Annotated in this window: 15 protein-coding genes, 1 pseudogene, 1 riboswitch and 2 other annotated features; of the genes and pseudogenes, 6 read left to right on the top strand and 10 right to left on the bottom strand. The window is 33.4% G+C overall.

The features are described from left to right. Positions 1–104 precede the first annotated feature (104 nt). The 6 genes and pseudogenes from A6J74_RS05180 to A6J74_RS05205 all read right to left on the bottom strand — a co-directional run bounded on the left by A6J74_RS05180 (position 105) and on the right by A6J74_RS05205 (position 7,533). On the bottom strand, positions 105–1,988 hold the full coding sequence (locus A6J74_RS05180) for an FtsX-like permease family protein (RefSeq protein WP_000897866.1): 1,884 nt from the start codon (positions 1,986–1,988) through the stop codon (positions 105–107). Positions 1,989–1,999: 11 nt separating this feature from the next. Further along, positions 2,000–2,767: an ABC transporter ATP-binding protein gene (locus tag A6J74_RS05185; protein WP_000106414.1), complete on the bottom strand. Its 768-nt coding sequence runs from the start codon at positions 2,765–2,767 to the stop codon at positions 2,000–2,002. Positions 2,768–3,016: 249 nt separating this feature from the next. Further along, positions 3,017–4,939 carry a threonine--tRNA ligase gene (thrS, locus tag A6J74_RS05190; protein WP_000663081.1) on the bottom strand — a complete coding sequence of 641 codons (1,923 nt, stop codon included), beginning with the start codon at positions 4,937–4,939 and terminating at the stop codon, positions 3,017–3,019. Between the two features lie 44 nt (positions 4,940–4,983). Then, positions 4,984–5,206: a binding site (T-box leader), on the bottom strand. 35 nt (positions 5,207–5,241) lie between these two features. Then, positions 5,242–5,465 (bottom strand) — a binding site (T-box leader). A gap of 121 nt (positions 5,466–5,586) precedes the next feature. Next, positions 5,587–6,294 (bottom strand): 23S rRNA pseudouridine(2604) synthase RluF, encoded by a 708-nt coding sequence (gene rluF, locus A6J74_RS05195; RefSeq protein WP_001222161.1) that lies wholly within the window; start codon positions 6,292–6,294, stop codon positions 5,587–5,589. Positions 6,295–6,479: 185 nt separating this feature from the next. Continuing rightward, positions 6,480–7,100 (bottom strand): DUF4937 domain-containing protein, encoded by a 621-nt coding sequence (locus A6J74_RS05200; protein WP_000925134.1) that lies wholly within the window; start codon positions 7,098–7,100, stop codon positions 6,480–6,482. 212 nt (positions 7,101–7,312) lie between these two features. Then, positions 7,313–7,533: pseudogene (locus A6J74_RS05205) on the bottom strand (hypothetical protein). 342 nt (positions 7,534–7,875) lie between these two features. Here A6J74_RS05205 and A6J74_RS05210 point away from each other — a divergent pair. The 5 genes from A6J74_RS05210 (at position 7,876) to A6J74_RS05235 (ending at position 14,060) form a co-directional block, all read left to right on the top strand. Next, the gene (locus A6J74_RS05210; RefSeq protein WP_000721822.1) at positions 7,876–8,457 is read left to right on the top strand and encodes a hypothetical protein; all 582 of its coding nucleotides are present in this window, start codon (positions 7,876–7,878) and stop codon (positions 8,455–8,457) included. Between the two features lie 208 nt (positions 8,458–8,665). Further along, positions 8,666–8,786, top strand: a riboswitch (glycine riboswitch). A gap of 107 nt (positions 8,787–8,893) precedes the next feature. Next, positions 8,894–10,261: an alanine/glycine:cation symporter family protein gene (locus A6J74_RS05215; RefSeq protein WP_000451042.1), complete on the top strand. Its 1,368-nt coding sequence runs from the start codon at positions 8,894–8,896 to the stop codon at positions 10,259–10,261. Positions 10,262–10,798: 537 nt separating this feature from the next. Further along, positions 10,799–11,452, top strand: a complete 654-nt coding sequence (locus tag A6J74_RS05225) for a DUF7018 domain-containing (lipo)protein (protein WP_000644851.1) — start codon at positions 10,799–10,801, stop codon at positions 11,450–11,452. A gap of 62 nt (positions 11,453–11,514) precedes the next feature. Further along, positions 11,515–12,525: a DUF3994 domain-containing protein gene (locus A6J74_RS05230; protein ID WP_000644814.1), complete on the top strand. Its 1,011-nt coding sequence runs from the start codon at positions 11,515–11,517 to the stop codon at positions 12,523–12,525. 341 nt (positions 12,526–12,866) lie between these two features. Beyond that, positions 12,867–14,060: a S8 family peptidase gene (locus tag A6J74_RS05235; RefSeq protein WP_000790784.1), complete on the top strand. Its 1,194-nt coding sequence runs from the start codon at positions 12,867–12,869 to the stop codon at positions 14,058–14,060. 149 nt (positions 14,061–14,209) lie between these two features. Here the strand turns inward: A6J74_RS05235 and A6J74_RS05240 are convergent, their stop codons facing one another. Together A6J74_RS05240 and A6J74_RS05245 are read right to left on the bottom strand one after the other, a co-directional pair. Continuing rightward, positions 14,210–14,734, bottom strand: coding sequence for a DinB family protein (locus A6J74_RS05240; RefSeq protein WP_000656262.1), 525 nt, complete (start codon positions 14,732–14,734; stop codon positions 14,210–14,212). A 14-nt stretch (positions 14,735–14,748) separates the two neighbouring features. Continuing rightward, on the bottom strand, positions 14,749–15,516 hold the full coding sequence (locus A6J74_RS05245) for a DUF3891 family protein (protein ID WP_000577310.1): 768 nt from the start codon (positions 15,514–15,516) through the stop codon (positions 14,749–14,751). Between the two features lie 204 nt (positions 15,517–15,720). Here A6J74_RS05245 and A6J74_RS05250 point away from each other — a divergent pair, with 204 nt between their 5' ends. After that, a complete protein-coding gene (locus A6J74_RS05250) occupies positions 15,721–15,993 on the top strand; it encodes an HU family DNA-binding protein (protein ID WP_001043908.1) in 273 nt (90 codons plus the stop codon). 43 nt (positions 15,994–16,036) lie between these two features. On the opposite strand, the gene A6J74_RS05255 is transcribed toward A6J74_RS05250, so the two are convergent. After that, the gene (locus A6J74_RS05255) at positions 16,037–16,579 is read right to left on the bottom strand and encodes a hypothetical protein (protein WP_000959151.1); all 543 of its coding nucleotides are present in this window, start codon (positions 16,577–16,579) and stop codon (positions 16,037–16,039) included. 35 nt (positions 16,580–16,614) lie between these two features. Further along, positions 16,615–17,364, bottom strand: a complete 750-nt coding sequence (gene sfp, locus A6J74_RS05260) for a 4'-phosphopantetheinyl transferase Sfp (RefSeq protein WP_000573008.1) — start codon at positions 17,362–17,364, stop codon at positions 16,615–16,617. Between the last annotated feature and the right edge of the window lie 56 nt (positions 17,365–17,420).

Here is a 17,420-nt window from a genome sequence, read left to right on the forward strand (position 1 = left end):
TATTTTATTATTATGAAGACTTAATAACGTCTTGCATACCGTATTTATGTATCACAAACATAGAAAAAAGCCCTTGTTTTCAAAACAAGGACTTTTTTCATAAACTATTTCGCTACTTCTTCTTTCGGCATTACCATCCCTTTATAAAGTTGAACAGTTATCCAGTAATAGATGAAATAAATGACTAAGAAAATCCCTATTGGCACCCACACTTTTACAAACGGGTCAACTAAAATAAAACTGAATAAGTTAAGCCCTACTAAAACGTGGGAAATTCCAATGATTGCTGGGAAGATAAATAAATATGAAATTTCTTTATAAATACTTTTTGTCAGCATACTACGTCTAACACCTATTTTTCGTAACATTTCATAACGTCGTACATCACGAGAAGCACCCGTTAATATTTTGAACATAAGCGAACTTGCCATCATTGCTAGAAAGGCAATTCCGAGGAAAAACCCCATAAACATTGTCCCACTCATGAAACTGTTCATAAACTGATAAATTGTCATTTTCGTAAATAAGTCTACTTTTGCACCTGTTGTTTTTTCAATTTGTTCTTTTTGTCTCTTGTCTATTTCGATCAATAATGGTTTATATTTTTTCATATCATCTACTTTTGCTAATGTTACAGTATGTTCTGTTCCTTGAATTCCTTTATAATGCTCTTCATCAGCAATTCTTACAGGCTTTCCGTTAAATTGATTATGTGTAATTTGTATTTCTCTTACAACCGCATCTTCCCAATCTTTTGGCATACGAGGAAGTTTATTCACTGCTTCGGGAGCTTCCAAAGCAGAATATACAGGTTCAGTTAAAGGTTCAGCCACCCGTTTACGCGCAGGCTCTTTTAAAGTTTCCATATTAAAGCGGTCGGAAATAAGTGGCGGTTTCGCAGTTAAATCGTCACGTAAGTAATACACCGCTTCTCCATCTACTTTATACTTATACTTGCTTTCTTCAACTATTTCCATTTCCTTTAATGCTGCTGTATCTTGATCATTTGGATCATGAATTACGACATCATATACACGTGAGAAATCTGTCATAATGCCTACATTTTTTTGAAATGCCATACCTGCTGTCATTGCCCCTGCACCTAATGCAATTAACATCGCTACAGTTCCTAATACTCTCGATAAACTATTTACTCGAAAGCGTAACTGTGCATATGTAAAACTATTTAAGCCCATTTCATTTCGTTTTTTATTTCCCTTAATTTTCATCACAAAAAATGGGAGCAATGAACTAAAAATAAAGTACGTTCCAAGTGTTGTAACAATCGTCGCTATTATAAAACCAAGTTCAGCATACGTTCTTATATTTACCATAAAATAATACCCTGTACTTACTAGTAATACACCCAGTACTGTCATTATAATAATGCGAGTTTTACTTTTCTTTACTTCATCTAGTGTTTCATCTTCACGAATTAACTCTAGTTCTGTTTTACGTAACAATCGAATGCTATTCATTATACCCGTAATGAAAAATAGTATTAAGAAGAAAATAGATGTAACTAAAATAGCTGGTGTGTATACAGATGCGTAACTACCTTTTGCTGAAATTTCCATGCCATTCATTAAAAAATTTCCTGCTACACTTGCAAGTAACATTCCTACTAAAATACCGATAATAATACTGACAATACCCATACCGAATGTTTCAATAAATAATAACTGTGCTACTTTTTTCTTTTTCGCTCCAAGCATCATATACATACCAAGTTCTTTTCTTCTTAATGTAAGTAAAAAAGAATTGGCATATATAATATAAAATACAGTTATGAAAGAAAGTAATATTGCACCTACCCAGAAGACGAGTCTAATACTACTAATGAGACTATTATCTTTTGTAAATTCACTGTTCATCGCCATCGTTTGGAACATATAGAAAATACTAATACTAATAACGAGACCAATCAGTAAAACCATATAATCTTTTAACATCTTTTTCATACTATGACGTGATAATTTAAATAACATTGTTTCGCCCCCTACTTAGACTCAGCAGCTGAGCCCATATGAGCGAGCACACCTAAAATGTCTTGATAGAAATTCTCTCGAGTGCCTTGACGATTTAATTCTTTATAAAGAAGACCATCTTGAATGAATAAAATACGCTCACAGTAACTTGCACTAAACGCATCATGTGTAACCATCAAAATACTTACATTGTGATTTTCATGTAAATCTTGCATTGCTTCTAATAAACTTTTTGCATTTTTACTATCAAGTGCTCCTGTTGGTTCATCTGCTAATACGATTGCCGGATTATGTACTAAAGCTCGTGCTGCCGCTGTTCTTTGTTTTTGCCCACCAGAAACAGCAGTCGGATATTTTGTTAAAATTTCAGTAATTCCTAATTTCTTCGCAACCTCATTTACTTTTCCTGTAATCTCACTTGACGGTACACCTTGCAAAGAAAGAGGCAAAGCAATATTTTCATAAATTGATAAGTTTTCTAGTAAGTTAAAATCTTGAAAAATGAATCCTAATTTTTGAGAACGAAAATCTGATAATGCATTCCCCTTCATAGAAGTAATATTTGTACCAGCTATCGTCACACTACCACCTGTCGCTTGATCCAGTGTACTAATCACATTAAGTAAAGTCGTTTTTCCAGATCCAGAAGGACCCATGATCCCGACGAATTCCCCTTCCTTAATATGTAATGATACGCCTCTTAATGCTTTTGACTGATTCTCATTTCTTTTCCCATACGTTTTTTCTACACTTTCTACAGTAACTACATTTGTTGACATTTCTTTCACTCCATCCCTTTTGTATAGTATTATTTTTTTCATATAATCCTTATTTTTCACTCATGTAAAATCTTACTATTTTTTAGCTTTTCAAACAGAAAGAGATGCACAAGTAACATGAACCTTTTTCCTCCTTCATATTCTCACTTTTCTAAAACTCGTTCATTCGATTTCTCTTACATTTACCTTACATTTTTGTAAGGTAAACAAGAAAACACACCAAATTCTAATGGTGTGTTTTCTTTTTAATCAATATTTTCTATTCTTTATTTCCTCTTCCATACTTGCCGCAAATACATCTAGCGCAACAACTTCTGACTTTTCTTCCCCATATTTACGTACATTTACAGATCCGTTTTCCATTTCCTTATCCCCAATAACAAGAACATAAGGAATTTTTTGCATTTGTGCTTCTCTTATTTTATATCCTAACTTTTCGTCTCGCACATCTCGTTCAATACGAACTCCAGCTTGTGCTAATTTATCTGCAACCTCATTTGCATATTGTACATGAACTGCATTTGAAACTGGAATTACTTTCACTTGAACTGGTGCTACCCATGCCGGGAACGCGCCTCCAAAGTGTTCAATTAATATTGCTAAAAAGCGGTCTAACGAACCTAAAACTGCTCGGTGAATAACAACTGGTCTTTTCTTTTCATTCTTCACATCTATATAATTTAAATCGAATTTCTCTGGCATTTGGAAATCAAGCTGAATTGTTCCGCACTGGTGACTTCTATTTAAGGCATCTTTAATATGGAAATCAATCTTCGGTCCATAAAATGCGCCGTCACCTTCATTTAGTCTATATTTATAATTCAATGACTGTAATACATTTTCTAATGCGGCTTCTGCTTGCTCCCACAATTTATCGTCACCCATTGAATCTTCTGGACGAGTAGACAGCTCCACTTCATATTCGAATCCAAAAGTTTTATATACGTAATCAATTTGCCCCATTACGGATTTAATTTCATCCTCAATTTGTTCTGGTGTTACAAATAAATGAGCATCATCTTGGCAGAAAGTACGTACTCTTAATAATCCGTTTAACGCTCCGCTAAATTCATGGCGATGCACTTGACCGAACTCACACATGCGAATTGGTAATTCACGATAAGAATGCAATTTATTTTTGAACATAAGCATGTGTCCTGGACAGTTCATTGGCTTTAATGCAAAACTTTTGTTGTCTACTTCTGAGAAATACATATTATCTTTATAATGGCCCCAGTGCCCTGATCTCTCCCATACTTCTTGGTTCATCATAAACGGAGTGCGTACTTCTTGATAATTGTATTCTTTTTGAATTTCTCTTAAAAATGCTTCTAATTCATTCCGAATAATTTGGCCTTTCGGTAAATAAAATGGCATTCCCGGAGCCTCTTCAGAAAACATAAATAACTCAAGTTCATTACCTAACTTACGGTGGTTTCTTTTTGCTGCTTCTTCAACAAAATGTAAATACTCTTCTAACTCTTTTTGAGAAGAGAATGCAACACCATATATACGCTGAAGCACTTGGTTATTACTATCACCTCGCCAATATGCACCGGAAACGTGAGTTAATTGAAATGCTTTCAAATAACTTGTAGATGGTACATGTGGCCCCCTACATAAATCTACAAATTCACCTTGTTTATATAGTGTTACACTTTCCCCACTAGGAATTGCTTCTAAAAGTTCTAATTTCAAGCGATCGTTCATTTCTTGAAACAGTTTTGCTGCTTCTTCTCGAGAAACCTCAACTCGTTCTATACTTATATTTTCTTTTATAATATTTCTCATTTCTTTCTCGATTTTTGGTAAATCTTCTACGTTTACACTACTTGGAAGATCCATATCATAATAAAATCCATTTTCAATAACAGGCCCTACCCCAAGATTTATATCACCATATAATCTTTTTACAGCTTGCGCTAAAATATGTGCCACAGAGTGTCTTGCAATTTCTACTCCATCATTTGAATCTATAGTAATGATTTCTACTTCCGCATTTTCTTCAATATTTCGGCGTAAATCATATAACTGATCATTTACTTTCCCCGCGACTGCTTTCCTTTTCAAGCTACTACTAATTGATCCAGCAATTTCTTCTAAAGTAATTCCTTTTACAAATTCTTTAACACTACCATCTGGAAATTTAATTTCAATCATCTGTTCTTTCATTTTTCATCTCTCCATTTCATAATAAAAAGCACACTCATCCCTAAAATAGGGACGAGCGTGCTTTTACCCGTGGTTCCACCCAGATTCCCATTGTAAACCTACAATGGCTTCTTTTACGGTAACGTCGTTTACACGGCACTAGATACTTCATTTCCCCAGTGCAGCTCTAAGGTGGTAAGTTATTTTTCTGCGTTAGGAAGTTCTCAGCTTTCCTTCCTTCTCTGTATAACCGGGTAAAATAACTCGTGTCCTTTTCTTCGCTTATTATGAAATTGAATGCAAAAAAGCATATTCATCCCTAAAATAGGGACGAATATACTTATATCCGTGGTTCCACCCAGATTCCCATCACAAAAAACATAATGGCTTCTTTTGCGATAACGTCGCATACACGGCACTAGATACTTCATTTCCCCAGTGCAGCTCTAAGGTGGTAAGTTATTTTTCTGCGTTAGGAAGTTCTCAGCTTTCCTTCCTTCTCTGTATAACCGGGTAAAATAACTCGTGTCCTTTTCTTTGCTTTTATAAAACATCCATTTATTGTTATTTAATATATCTTATTCATTTTATTTTTGCAAGTGTTTAAAAAAATTATTTATTTAATTTAAAAAAGTGAAACCAAATTTTTTTGGTTTCACTTCACAATTTTACCAATCTTGTGGTTCGTAATTTAAATCTGAAAATAGACGTCTTTTCTCTTTCTTCGATAAATCTCTCCACTGCCCAACTGGTAAATTATTCAATTCTATATTCATAATTCTCGTACGTTTTAACGTATACACTTGATAACCTAAAGCTTCACACATACGGCGAATTTGACGATTCAGCCCTTGTGTTAAAATAATTTGGAACTCATATTTTGATAACTGTGTAACCTCACAAGGAAGTGTTTTTGTACCTAAAATTTTAACTCCCGCTGCCATTTTCTCTAAGAAATCAGGTGTAATTGGCTTATCCACTGAAACGATATATTCTTTCTCATGCTTGTTTTCAGCACGTAAAATCTCATTAACGATATCGCCATCATTCGTTAACAAAATTAAACCGTCTGAGTCTTTATCGAGACGTCCAATATGACTAATACGTAAAGGGTGATTCACTAAATCAATAATATTACCTTTTACTGCTTTTTCACTTGTACATGTAATACCTACTGGTTTATTTAAAGCGATATACACATGGTCTCGAGCAATACGAAGTTGCTCTCCATTCACTCGTACATCATCACCTGGATTTACTTGGTCACCAATTTTTGCAACCTTACCGTTAATAATTACTCTTCTCTCATTAATTAATTTATCTGCTCCGCGTCGAGACGCTTTTCCAGCTTCACTAATAAATTTATTGATACGCAAGTTAGGCACATCCTTTTCATAAAAAATTTCAAGCTCACACTGCTTCTACCGTACAATACAAAAGGGTAAGCCTCCTATTTTAACTTAAATATATTAACATGAAAGGGTATATGACGTCTTCTATTAATTTCTTGTTTACAAGAAATTATCTTTATTATACATTCATTTATACACTTTTTCTGCACTTAATATACAAGCCATTCTTCCTTACATACAGCTTGTTTACTTCTTATCTCTTCTATATCTTCATGAATGTTAGCCAGTTTATACAACATGGGAAAACCCTCTTCCACATAATATTGATGCGCCATTTCATCTTCCCAATAAGTTAATACTATGTAACGAGTTTCATTTTTTAAAGACTTCGCAACTACTCCACCTAACATCCCTTTTGCATTCTCCATTCCTTTATTCCAAATTGTTTCTTGCTTATGTAAAAAATGATTTTCTTTTTCTCCCTTTACATCACATATGGCAACTCTTACGAATGATCCTTCTGTAACAACGTTTTGCAAAGGCTTATCATTTATATCATACAACGTTTGAAATAGTTCAATTTCACATGAAAGAAACGTATCTTTTTGATTACTATTTAAATAAATTGTATCGTGAGCACCGTTCATAAATGATTGATATGCACTTCTATCTTCCCATAAAGTATATACACATGCCTCATCTTCATTCCATCCACCAAATTGCCCATGAAAACCATCTAAATGTTGTAAATCACGCCATTTTTCTTGAGCAGCCGAAAACATCTCCCTTTTCTCTTCTCCCACTTTGCAAAATATTGTTTTTAGTAACATTTCTACTTCCCCCTTATTATACAATCTCTCTCTTACAACAATTAGTTTACATAACAAAACTATGGTAACTAAAAACTTCTACTTTTGTACAAATAATCATTTTTTTGCACTATATCTATCAAACCATCTATCTGTTTTCATTTCAAATAATTCGGAATATAAAAAATGTAGCTCTATAGGAATTACATCGAAATCTTTTCTCCCTTGTATATCTATTGCTCAAATAAATAATACGTAATTTCTCTCGGATAATGTTTTACATTTACCTTTCGTTCCACTTTTTTAAAACTAACTAGGCTGGCTCCCATCCACTTGCCTTTATAATAAGCATTACACTTATATATGTATAAACCTCTTCATTATCATCATTAATATGGATTGCTGACATTGGTACTGGAAATTTTTCAATTTTAGATTCTTTGTCTACATAAATGAGTGCAAATAAAGTGAAACTTTACTCATTTTGGGATTCTTCATCCCCCACCTAACTTCTTTGCTTTCGCTGCATTTTGAAGTGGGGGTCTTACTGCCCGTTAATGCGAGATACACCAATTAATAACATAGCCGTTACAATATTTAAAACTAGTTTTCTTTTATTCACTTTCACTAAGATTCCCCTTTCTTACATATTCCTTTCATCTTTTTACTAATTTTAATTAGTTACGTATAAAAAAGATGTAATTCAAATCACTTCTAACTTTATTTTCTCTATTTAAAACAACATTATTGTTATATATTATAATTATAAGTTTTTAAATTTTGGAGGCGTTACATATTGAAGAAAATTCTTTTTACTAAATGGACAGTAGTTATTTCTATTTTCATCATTTTCGGTACGATTTTCTACGTAACTAATGGTAAAAATAAAACTGATAATGAAAAAGAAACTGTAGAAACAGTGGATACAAAAACTTTCAAAACTAAATTACAACCTAAAATTAAGGAATTGACTACTAATTATAATGACATTATCGAAAAAGATTGGTTGCCTGCCTGGGAAGAGATGAACACGAACGGAGATTCAGTGGATAGAAATAAACTATTAGTTACAATGAGTGCTGTTTCCAAACAGTATGAAACACTTATGAACGAAATAGACACGATAAAAATCGAAGAAAACATAACGGATATACATATACAAAAACAACTAATCCAATTCACAACTCAGTTTAAATCCGCATCAAATTACATGAAAAATGCAGCAGATTTAATTATTGATAAATACAATAATTCTACTCCGGCCAATGAAATAATTGAAAATACAAAACAGGCTTTAGGGCTTGCCGATCAACATATTGTCATCGCTTTATCTACTTTAAATGAAATTAAAGATAAATTAGGAATTTCTAAAAAATAAAACTGTTTACTATTTTAAAATAAAAAAAGATTGCAATTCACAGTTTATCTGTCTATAATATTTTTATTGATTTACATTCAATGTGTATATTAATTTTATAATTCGGATGAACCATTCAGGAGAAGGTCAATTGATCTACCGACGGGGCAAAAAGTTGTAATACCAACTTTGAAACTCTCAGGTCTTGGTTACAAGTAGAACTGCATGGGGACGAATCTCTGGAGAGACTCCCTCTCGCTTTTAATAGCGCGGAGGAAAAAGAGCGCCGAAGGAGCAAATCCGCTATTTTAGCGGATAATCTCTCAGGTAAAAAGGACAGAGACAAGCGAAGGAAAATGCCGATTTGTATCGGTTTATTTTTCTATTCCTTGTTTCTCCAGAGACCATTTCATTTACTTGAAGTGGTTTTTATTTTTTCTAAAAAAGGAGAATAAAGATGGAGACAGTAAGTAAAGTATTAGAACAAATGAATCATTACGTGTGGGGATTGCCAACTTTGTTGCTACTCGTTGGTACTGGTATCATTCTCACAGTGCGTTTGAAAGGTTTACAGTTTAGTAAACTATTATACGCTCACAAAATAGCATTTAAAAAGTCAGAAGATACGTCATCTTCTGGAGATATTAGCCACTTCCAAGCACTCATGACAGCTATGGCCGCAACGATTGGTATGGGAAATATCGCCGGTGTTGCAACAGCTGTTACAATTGGTGGTCCTGGTGCAATTTTTTGGATGTGGATTACCGCTTTATTCGGAATGGCAACAAAGTATGCCGAAGCAATTCTAGCAGTGAAATACCGTGTTAGTAATGAAAATGGTGAATATTCAGGTGGACCAATGTATTATTTAGAGCGTGGCTTAGGTAAGAAATGGCTTGCTGTTTTATTCGCTATATTCGGTACAACTGCTTCTTTCGGGATCGGTAATATGGTGCAATCTAACTCAGTTGCAGAGGCAATGCGAATTAATTTCTCTTTCCCCCCTGCTTTAACTGGTATATTAATGTCATTTTTAATCGCTATTGTTATTTTAGGCGGTGTAAAAAAAATCGGGAAAGTAACGGGATTTATCGTTCCTATTAAAGCTTTCTTTTATATAATTGCTGGTCTTATTATTATTTTCTATCACTTTGATCAAATTCCAGAAGCATTTTCACTTATTTTTTCTGGTGCATTTCAAGGTACAGCAGCCGCAGGTGGTTTTATTGGAGCAACAGTCGCATCAGCTATTCAAATCGGAATGGCGCGCGGTGTATTTGCGAACGAAGCTGGTTTAGGTAGTGCTCCTATTGCGGCCGCTGCAGCAAAAACAGATTCACCTGCAAAACAAGCTTTAGTTTCTATGACTGGTACTTTTCTTGATACATTTATCGTCTGTACAATTACAGGACTTGTATTAATTACAACTGGAGCATGGAAATCCGGTAAAACCGGTGTTGAAGCTACAACACTTGCATTCCAATCTGTATTCGGCACCGCTGGTAGTATGATCCTTGGTATTGCCATAATTTTATTCGCCTACTCTACTATTTTAGGCTGGTCATATTACGGTGAGAAATGTGTCGCTTATTTATTTGGAGAAGGTGCTGTTCGATATTATAAAGCAATCTTTATCGTGATGATTGCGATTGGTGCCAATTTAAAACTTGGTATCGTATGGACATTTGCTGATATTGCAAATGGACTTATGGCAATTCCAAACTTAATCGGATTAATCGGATTAAGTGGTATCGTTGTCGCTGAAACAAATCGCTTTTTACAAGCAGAAAAATTGAAAGAAAATCATAAAAAACAGGCAAGTTAATCTATGTTTAAAATAACTGCAGTTCAAATTTCACTATAAATATTAATTTTATATAGAATACAGCCCTACATTTTGAAAAAGAAATTGGTCAAAATGTAGGGCTTTTTATTTTATATTATTAAAAAAATTCCATTAAAGTAAATAAAAGAATATGTTTAGCATATTCTTTTATTTTTTAAGTAAACTTCATTTAAATTGATCAGTGTTGGTTACTCTAAAAATCATTAGCATCACACATAAATTATAGTGAAGTAATGCTAAAATAGAACAAAACTCAACATAAATATCTCTGTAAGAATCCCCTCTTTTTTTAAGCAGTATTATCAAAAAACTTTAAAGTCCAGTTGATTATATACAAATCAATACAAATCACAACTTAATAACCAGAAAATTACAAAAGGAAAACTCTTGAAGATTATGTAATATAAAGGTAATCTATAGATAGACGATTCTAAGATGTTATTCGGAGAAAACTTCTTAGTTAAGTATGTTAACTTGTTTGCACTAAATTTTACAAATAAAGGGGTATTAAGAATCATGAAAGCAAAGAAATTAGTAAGTTTAGCATTACCAGTTATGTTATTAAGTGGTTGTATTACAATTGAAACTGATAGTAAGAAAGCGGAACCAAAGAAAGAAGAAACGCAAAAGATGGAGAAAGAGAGTAAGTCAACCGATAGTAAAAAAGATGATAGCTTATCTGCAGCGAATGGTAAAGATGCAAACAGTAACTCATCAAGTAGTAAACCAAGTTCTTCTTCTAACAATTCAAAATCATCTACTTCCTCTAGTTCATCCACTGCAAAGTTAAGTGGTTCAGAAGTTGAGAAATACAAGTCAGAAATAGTAGAAAATGCTACTAAAGTTGATGATGTTTTGAAATTAATGGAAAAGGTAGCAAGTTCAGATATTAAGTCATATAGTCAAAAGAAAAGTGAAGTACAATTAAGTATAGGTGGAGCAAAAGCATATGTAACAAAGTTAAGAAACCTCCAAGCACCGCCTGAGTTAAAAGTAGAACAAGAAAATATAAAACAATCAATGGAACTTTATAATGAAGCATTTGCACTTCTTTTTGATGCAATAGAAGAACAAAACGAAAGTAAGATGAATCAGTCATTAACGAAAGCTAAAGATGGTTCAAAGCTTTTTGAGGAAGCAACAGATAGTATTTCTAGAAAAACACAGTAAGGCTGAAATCAAGGTAAATAGATACGGCTAATTTATTAACTAAGGATAAGGGGCATTTAATCATGAAAGCAAAGAAACTAATAGGATTAACCATACCAGTTATGTTGTTAATGAACGGTTGCATAAAAATAGAAGAGTCTAAACCTGCTAAAACAGAAGAGTCTAAAACCGCTAAGACGGATTCTGAAGTTAAGACTTCTAAAGAAGCTGACTCTAGTACTTCAAAGCAGTCAACTTCTGATGTGAAGAAAGTAAGAGTATTAGCAGACGACTATCCTATGTATTTAATTGATTTAGGAAATGAGTTTGATAGATTATTCAAAGAGTACAATAATATAGTTGGGGAAGCTAGCAAAGGCAATAAGACACGAAAAGACGTATTAGTTAGTGTCGAAAACATCTTTAAAGCAATTGATAAGTTTGAAGAAATCGACCCACCGAACAAGTATATAGATGCTCAAAAGGATATTGAGAAAGCAACCGCTAAGTACAGAAAAGCCTTTGAGGGAGTAGAACGTATTTTCTCACAAAACACAGAGAAAAATACTGGTGGTAAAACTGACAAAGAAGTAATTGAAAACGCTGAAAAGTTAGTTAAAGAAGGCGACAAATACTGGATTGAAGTATATAACAACATGAAAAACGAAGTAACGAAGGCGAACGGCGGCGGAATATCTGCTAGTGAGAAAACAGGAATAGACACTAATTCAGGTGTTAACGAAGCAAACGTTAAGAGTAAAGTAACAGACGGAACTGAGTTAATTGCTGACTGGGGACTTGAAACTTCTAGTGGTTTCCTAGTAACATTTATCATAAAAGGTGGAAATACTTTTGAGTTATATACAGCAGGAACTTACCCAAACAAGGACAATATAACGGAAGGAACATGGTCTTACGATAAAAACTCTATGACTTTTGAATTACATATAACGAAGCGAATGGACAACGGTAAAGAAGTCACTGTTTCTAAGAAAGACATACCTTATATGGTACAGAATTTCGATGGTAAGACCTTACAATTATTAAATACAGAAACAAATAATACAACAAGATATGTGAAACAAAGTTTCTAATAGACAAGAAATAGAGTCACTCCCTCTTAACCACTTAGATTTCTTTTATCAAGATGGATAAAACGTAACAACTATTTATAAATGGTATAACTTCATTTGGAAATCACAATTAATCTATGAAAAAAGGAATGATTCATGCATAATGAGCATTCCTTTTTTCGTTCTCTTACTCAACCAATATCATTTAAAATAAATTTATATCAATCTTCCCCCCTTTTTATTCCAATAAAAGTTTTTCACATAAATGTCATAAATCGTATGGTCTAACTATATAGTTGAAAAGGAATGCGACATTAAAGTGTCGCTGAAAAACTCATCCAAGAAAAGGGAGGAAAAATCTTTTGAAAAACAAATTCATTGTTTTCCTATCTGTTTTGTCATTTATTATTGGTGGTTTCTTCTTTAACACGAATACTTCAAGTGCTGAAACATCATCTACTGATTACGTTCCTAACCAATTAATCGTTAAGTTCAAGCAAAATGCATCTTTAAATAATGTGCAATCTTTTCATAAATCTGTCGGAGCTAATGTCTTATCTAAAGATGATAAGTTAGGTTTTGAAGTCGTTCAATTTTCAAAAGGTACTGTAAAAGAAAAAATAAAGAGTTATAAAAATAATCCAGATGTGGAATATGCAGAGCCGAATTATTACGTTCATGCCTTTTGGAATCCAAACGATCCATATTTTAAAAATCAATATGGATTACAAAAGATCCAAGCTCCACAAGCTTGGGATAGCCAACGAAGTGATCCTGGTGTAAAAGTAGCTATCATTGATACAGGAGTTCAAGGCTCACACCCTGATTTAGCTTCTAAAGTAATTTACGGACATGATTATGTTGATAACGACAATACATCTGATGATGGTAATGGTCATGGTACACATTGCGCTGGAATTACTGGAGCACTTACGAATAATAGCGTCGGAATTGCTGGTGTTGCCCCGCAGACTTCCATTTACGCTGTTCGCGTATTAGATAATCAAGGAAGCGGGACTCTTGATGCTGTAGCGCAAGGTATTCGAGAAGCTGCTGATTCGGGTGCAAAAGTAATTAGTTTAAGTTTAGGAGCTCCAAATGGTGGTACTGCATTACAACAAGCAGTTCAATATGCATGGAATAAAGGCTCTGTTATAGTTGCAGCTGCTGGAAATGCTGGAAATACAAAAGCTAATTACCCTGCTTATTACAGCGAAGTAATTGCAGTTGCTTCTACAGATCAATCAGATAGAAAATCTTCATTTTCTACTTATGGTAGCTGGGTAGATGTTGCAGCACCAGGTTCAAATATATATTCAACATATAAAGGGAGCACGTATCAATCATTAAGTGGTACATCTATGGCAACACCTCATGTTGCAGGAGTCGCTGCTCTTTTAGCAAATCAAGGATATAGCAATACACAAATCCGCCAAATTATTGAGTCAACTTCTGATAAAATTAGTGGTACAGGTACGTACTGGAAAAACGGTAGAGTCAATGCATATAAGGCTGTACAATACGCTAAGCAATTACAAGAAAATAAAGCTTCGTAAGAAATACAGTGAAACTTTAATTATTGGAGGCTTTGTACATCCCAAATGATTATTTTCCCACACTAATTGGTACTTTATAGGCAGTTCATGCAGGATAAAATAGAAGGAGAGACTTTTACAATTAAAGTCTCTCCTTCTTACAAACTATATTACTCCCCCTTTTTCTGAATCATATGTAAATACAGTACAAAATCCATCATTGTCGATGAATGACCAAGTTGACGGATCATTGCTGTTATATTTCCTCTATGATATGTACCATGATTTACGACGTGTTGCACTAATTCTAAAATTGAAGTATGTAGTGTCCCTGCATATGGATTCTTAATAACAAATTCAGCATGTACATCTTGTTGTGTACTTAGAAATTCTTTATACTGATTAGCTATATTTAAAAACATTTCTTCTAATTCATTTAGCGATTTTGTATCGATTTGTTTTTTTAACTTTTCACGATCTTGTATTGCTTCACTCATACTTCTGCCATGTAATATGTGTAACCACACTTGATCTGTAATATAAATATGCGCAAAAGTATCCTTAATGGATGGGAATACACTCTGTATCTGCTCTTTAAAAATTGTCTCATAATTTGGTAACTCTTTTAATCGATTGAATAATCTAGTATTAGCCCAAGCATGGTAATCACACTGTTTTAATATATAATCTTTCAATTTATATTACCTCCTTATTGTATAAAACGAATGTTTTGCTCCTTCATTTCCGATTCTCTATCAGCTTTTACAATCCCTTTTTCTTCAATTTCATGTTTATTTATCGTTTTATATTTTACATACGTATAAAATTCCGTTTGAAATGGAAATGGTGTAATCCGAATTGTTTCCTCGTCCACCCATTCAGCTTGAATAAGTTTCTCCTCTTTACTATTAAACATTTCTGTTCCTTCAAAACCATCTTTAAATAAATCAACTTCATCTTTCTTTTTGACACCAGGCTTATTCATACATACGTATAAAGAAAGTTCATCACAAAACTTTAATAATCTATAATGTTTATCGAACATTGCAAACTGTTCCTTTGTTAACGTTTTCAAAATTCTTTTTTGCCGTTCTAATTCATGTTTATAAAAAGAAAGCATCTCTTCATCTTCCTCATTTAATGGGAATGATAAAAAGTGTTTACTACACAGTAATGCCCCGTATGGATTAGAATCTTCAATTTCATTCAAACCAATCGTATAAAAAACAAAACGTAATGGGCTTGGACAATCCATAAATGTATACGGAATATTTTTAGCATCATTCAAAATTGGTACTTTATCAAGTTCTATCCATCCTCTATCATGTTCATATATTGCATCAATTGTCTCTTTTAAGTATGTTGTATCTTCAAAAAAACATTCTTTTATATGCCTAGCAATCTCTCCAGCCAAAAAACCATGATCATGTTGACGAATTAATATACTCTCTTTCTCACTCTTTTCACGAAAAATCATACGTATATTCCCCCTCATCCTCATACTATTGCTTTTTGTATGCATCAATTCTTAATTAATCCCCAATTATTAGCAGGGATTCAGTCTCTTGCAACGAAATTAACATAACTATATAGTATTCTTTCCAACCATAAAACTAGCTTTATCTTTACTATCCATTATACTAAAACATTCATTCTAAAAAAATTTTTATGAGGTGAAAACATGAATAAAACAGAATTAATTAAAAATGTGGCACAAACAGCTGATATTTCTCAAAAGGATGCTTCTGCAGCTGTACAATCCGTATTTGACACAATTGCTAACGCATTACAATCTGGCGATAAAGTTCAATTAATCGGTTTTGGAACGTTTGAAGTGCGTGAAAGATCTGCTCGTACAGGGCGTAACCCACAAACTGGGGAAGAAATTCAAATTGCGGCTGGTAAAGTTCCAGCATTTAAAGCAGGTAAAGAATTAAAAGAAGCTGTTAAATAAACAAGAAACCAGCCATTTTATAGGCTGGTTTCTTGTTTATTTCTTATTTAAGCAAGTCCTTTATATTTTCTGCATGATACACTTCACAAATATAAAATACACATTTGCAGTTACTTACAATTTGATATTTTCTAGTTGGATACACATTCGCCGCAACTGAACATCCATCAAACAATTCGATAATATTTCCAGATGGCTGATATCCTTCATATAATACGTTTCTTCTTACTTCCATTTTTTCTATCAGGTTTTCAACAGGAATAGTTCCACTTTCTAATTCACTTTTTATTGTATCCGGTAAAAAAGAAGTATCCGCAAAAATTAGATTTTCAGATAACACCTTACCATTATAACTAACATTAGATACACGATAAAGAAATGTTCCGTTTTTATCAAAGAAATTTTTTGCTTCTTTCGGAATGTACTGCCTATCTATTACCTCTTGTTCTAGAACATCAAATTGAACTGTATCATTCAAAAGCTTTTCTAAAGCAAGAATAGATGATGTATCTCCAGAAAATAAAATATTTTTAATTGCTTGTACATTATAAGTGAATTCATTTGTTCTACTTTCCGCCACTAACATGTGGAACACCTCTTCTATAAAATATTTTATTAAACTTATTTATAATTTAATAGCGCTACCGCGTCTAACTGCGTAATTTCAGTTACTTCTTTACTAAATATTGCAATGGAAGCCATATAATCTAAACTAGGCCTTACATCTTCCATCCTTGTATTTTCTGCTAACTCTTGTCTATCCCTAAAAACCAACAATTTAGGAGGATCATTTGGAGCTGATACAGTAATTTCAACTGGTGGAATCAATAGTCCTTCACCTGTCGCTTTCAGCACAGCTTCTTTTCGAGTCCAATACGTTAAAAATCCTTCTAATCGCTGTTCATTAGGTAATTTCATAACTTGTGCTATTTCAATATCTGTTAATACGCCCTCTGCCATTTTCATCACATCTACATTTGGATTCATTTGTTCAACATCAACACCGACAGATGCAGATTTTGTAAATGCAACGACAACCCACTCACCCGAATGTGAAACTGATAATTGTGGCATACCTTCTGGTAATTGCGGCCTACCATGTTGTAACTTACATACTGGGCACAATCGATCAATCGGCACTTGAACTGGCGACATAGAAAGTATCTTTCCAAGAACTAACCTACTAATTACGCAACCTATTATAAAACGTGCACGATCTGCCGAATGATGATATGAATTTGCTTTCTCTTGCTCTACATCATTTAGTAAATTGTAATGCCATGATTGTAAATCTGAAATTCTTGCCCACCATATTTGACAATCATTCTCATTCAAAGTTGGTATAGAATCTACAACTTTACTTTCTATCATGTAAAATCTCCTTTTTACTACTAATATCAATTTCAATTAAAGTAGCATACATATAT

Origin of the sequence: Bacillus sp. FDAARGOS_235, assembly GCF_002073415.2 — a bacterium.
In the GTDB taxonomy this organism is placed as follows: Bacteria; Bacillota; Bacilli; order Bacillales; family Bacillaceae_G; genus Bacillus_A; species Bacillus_A toyonensis.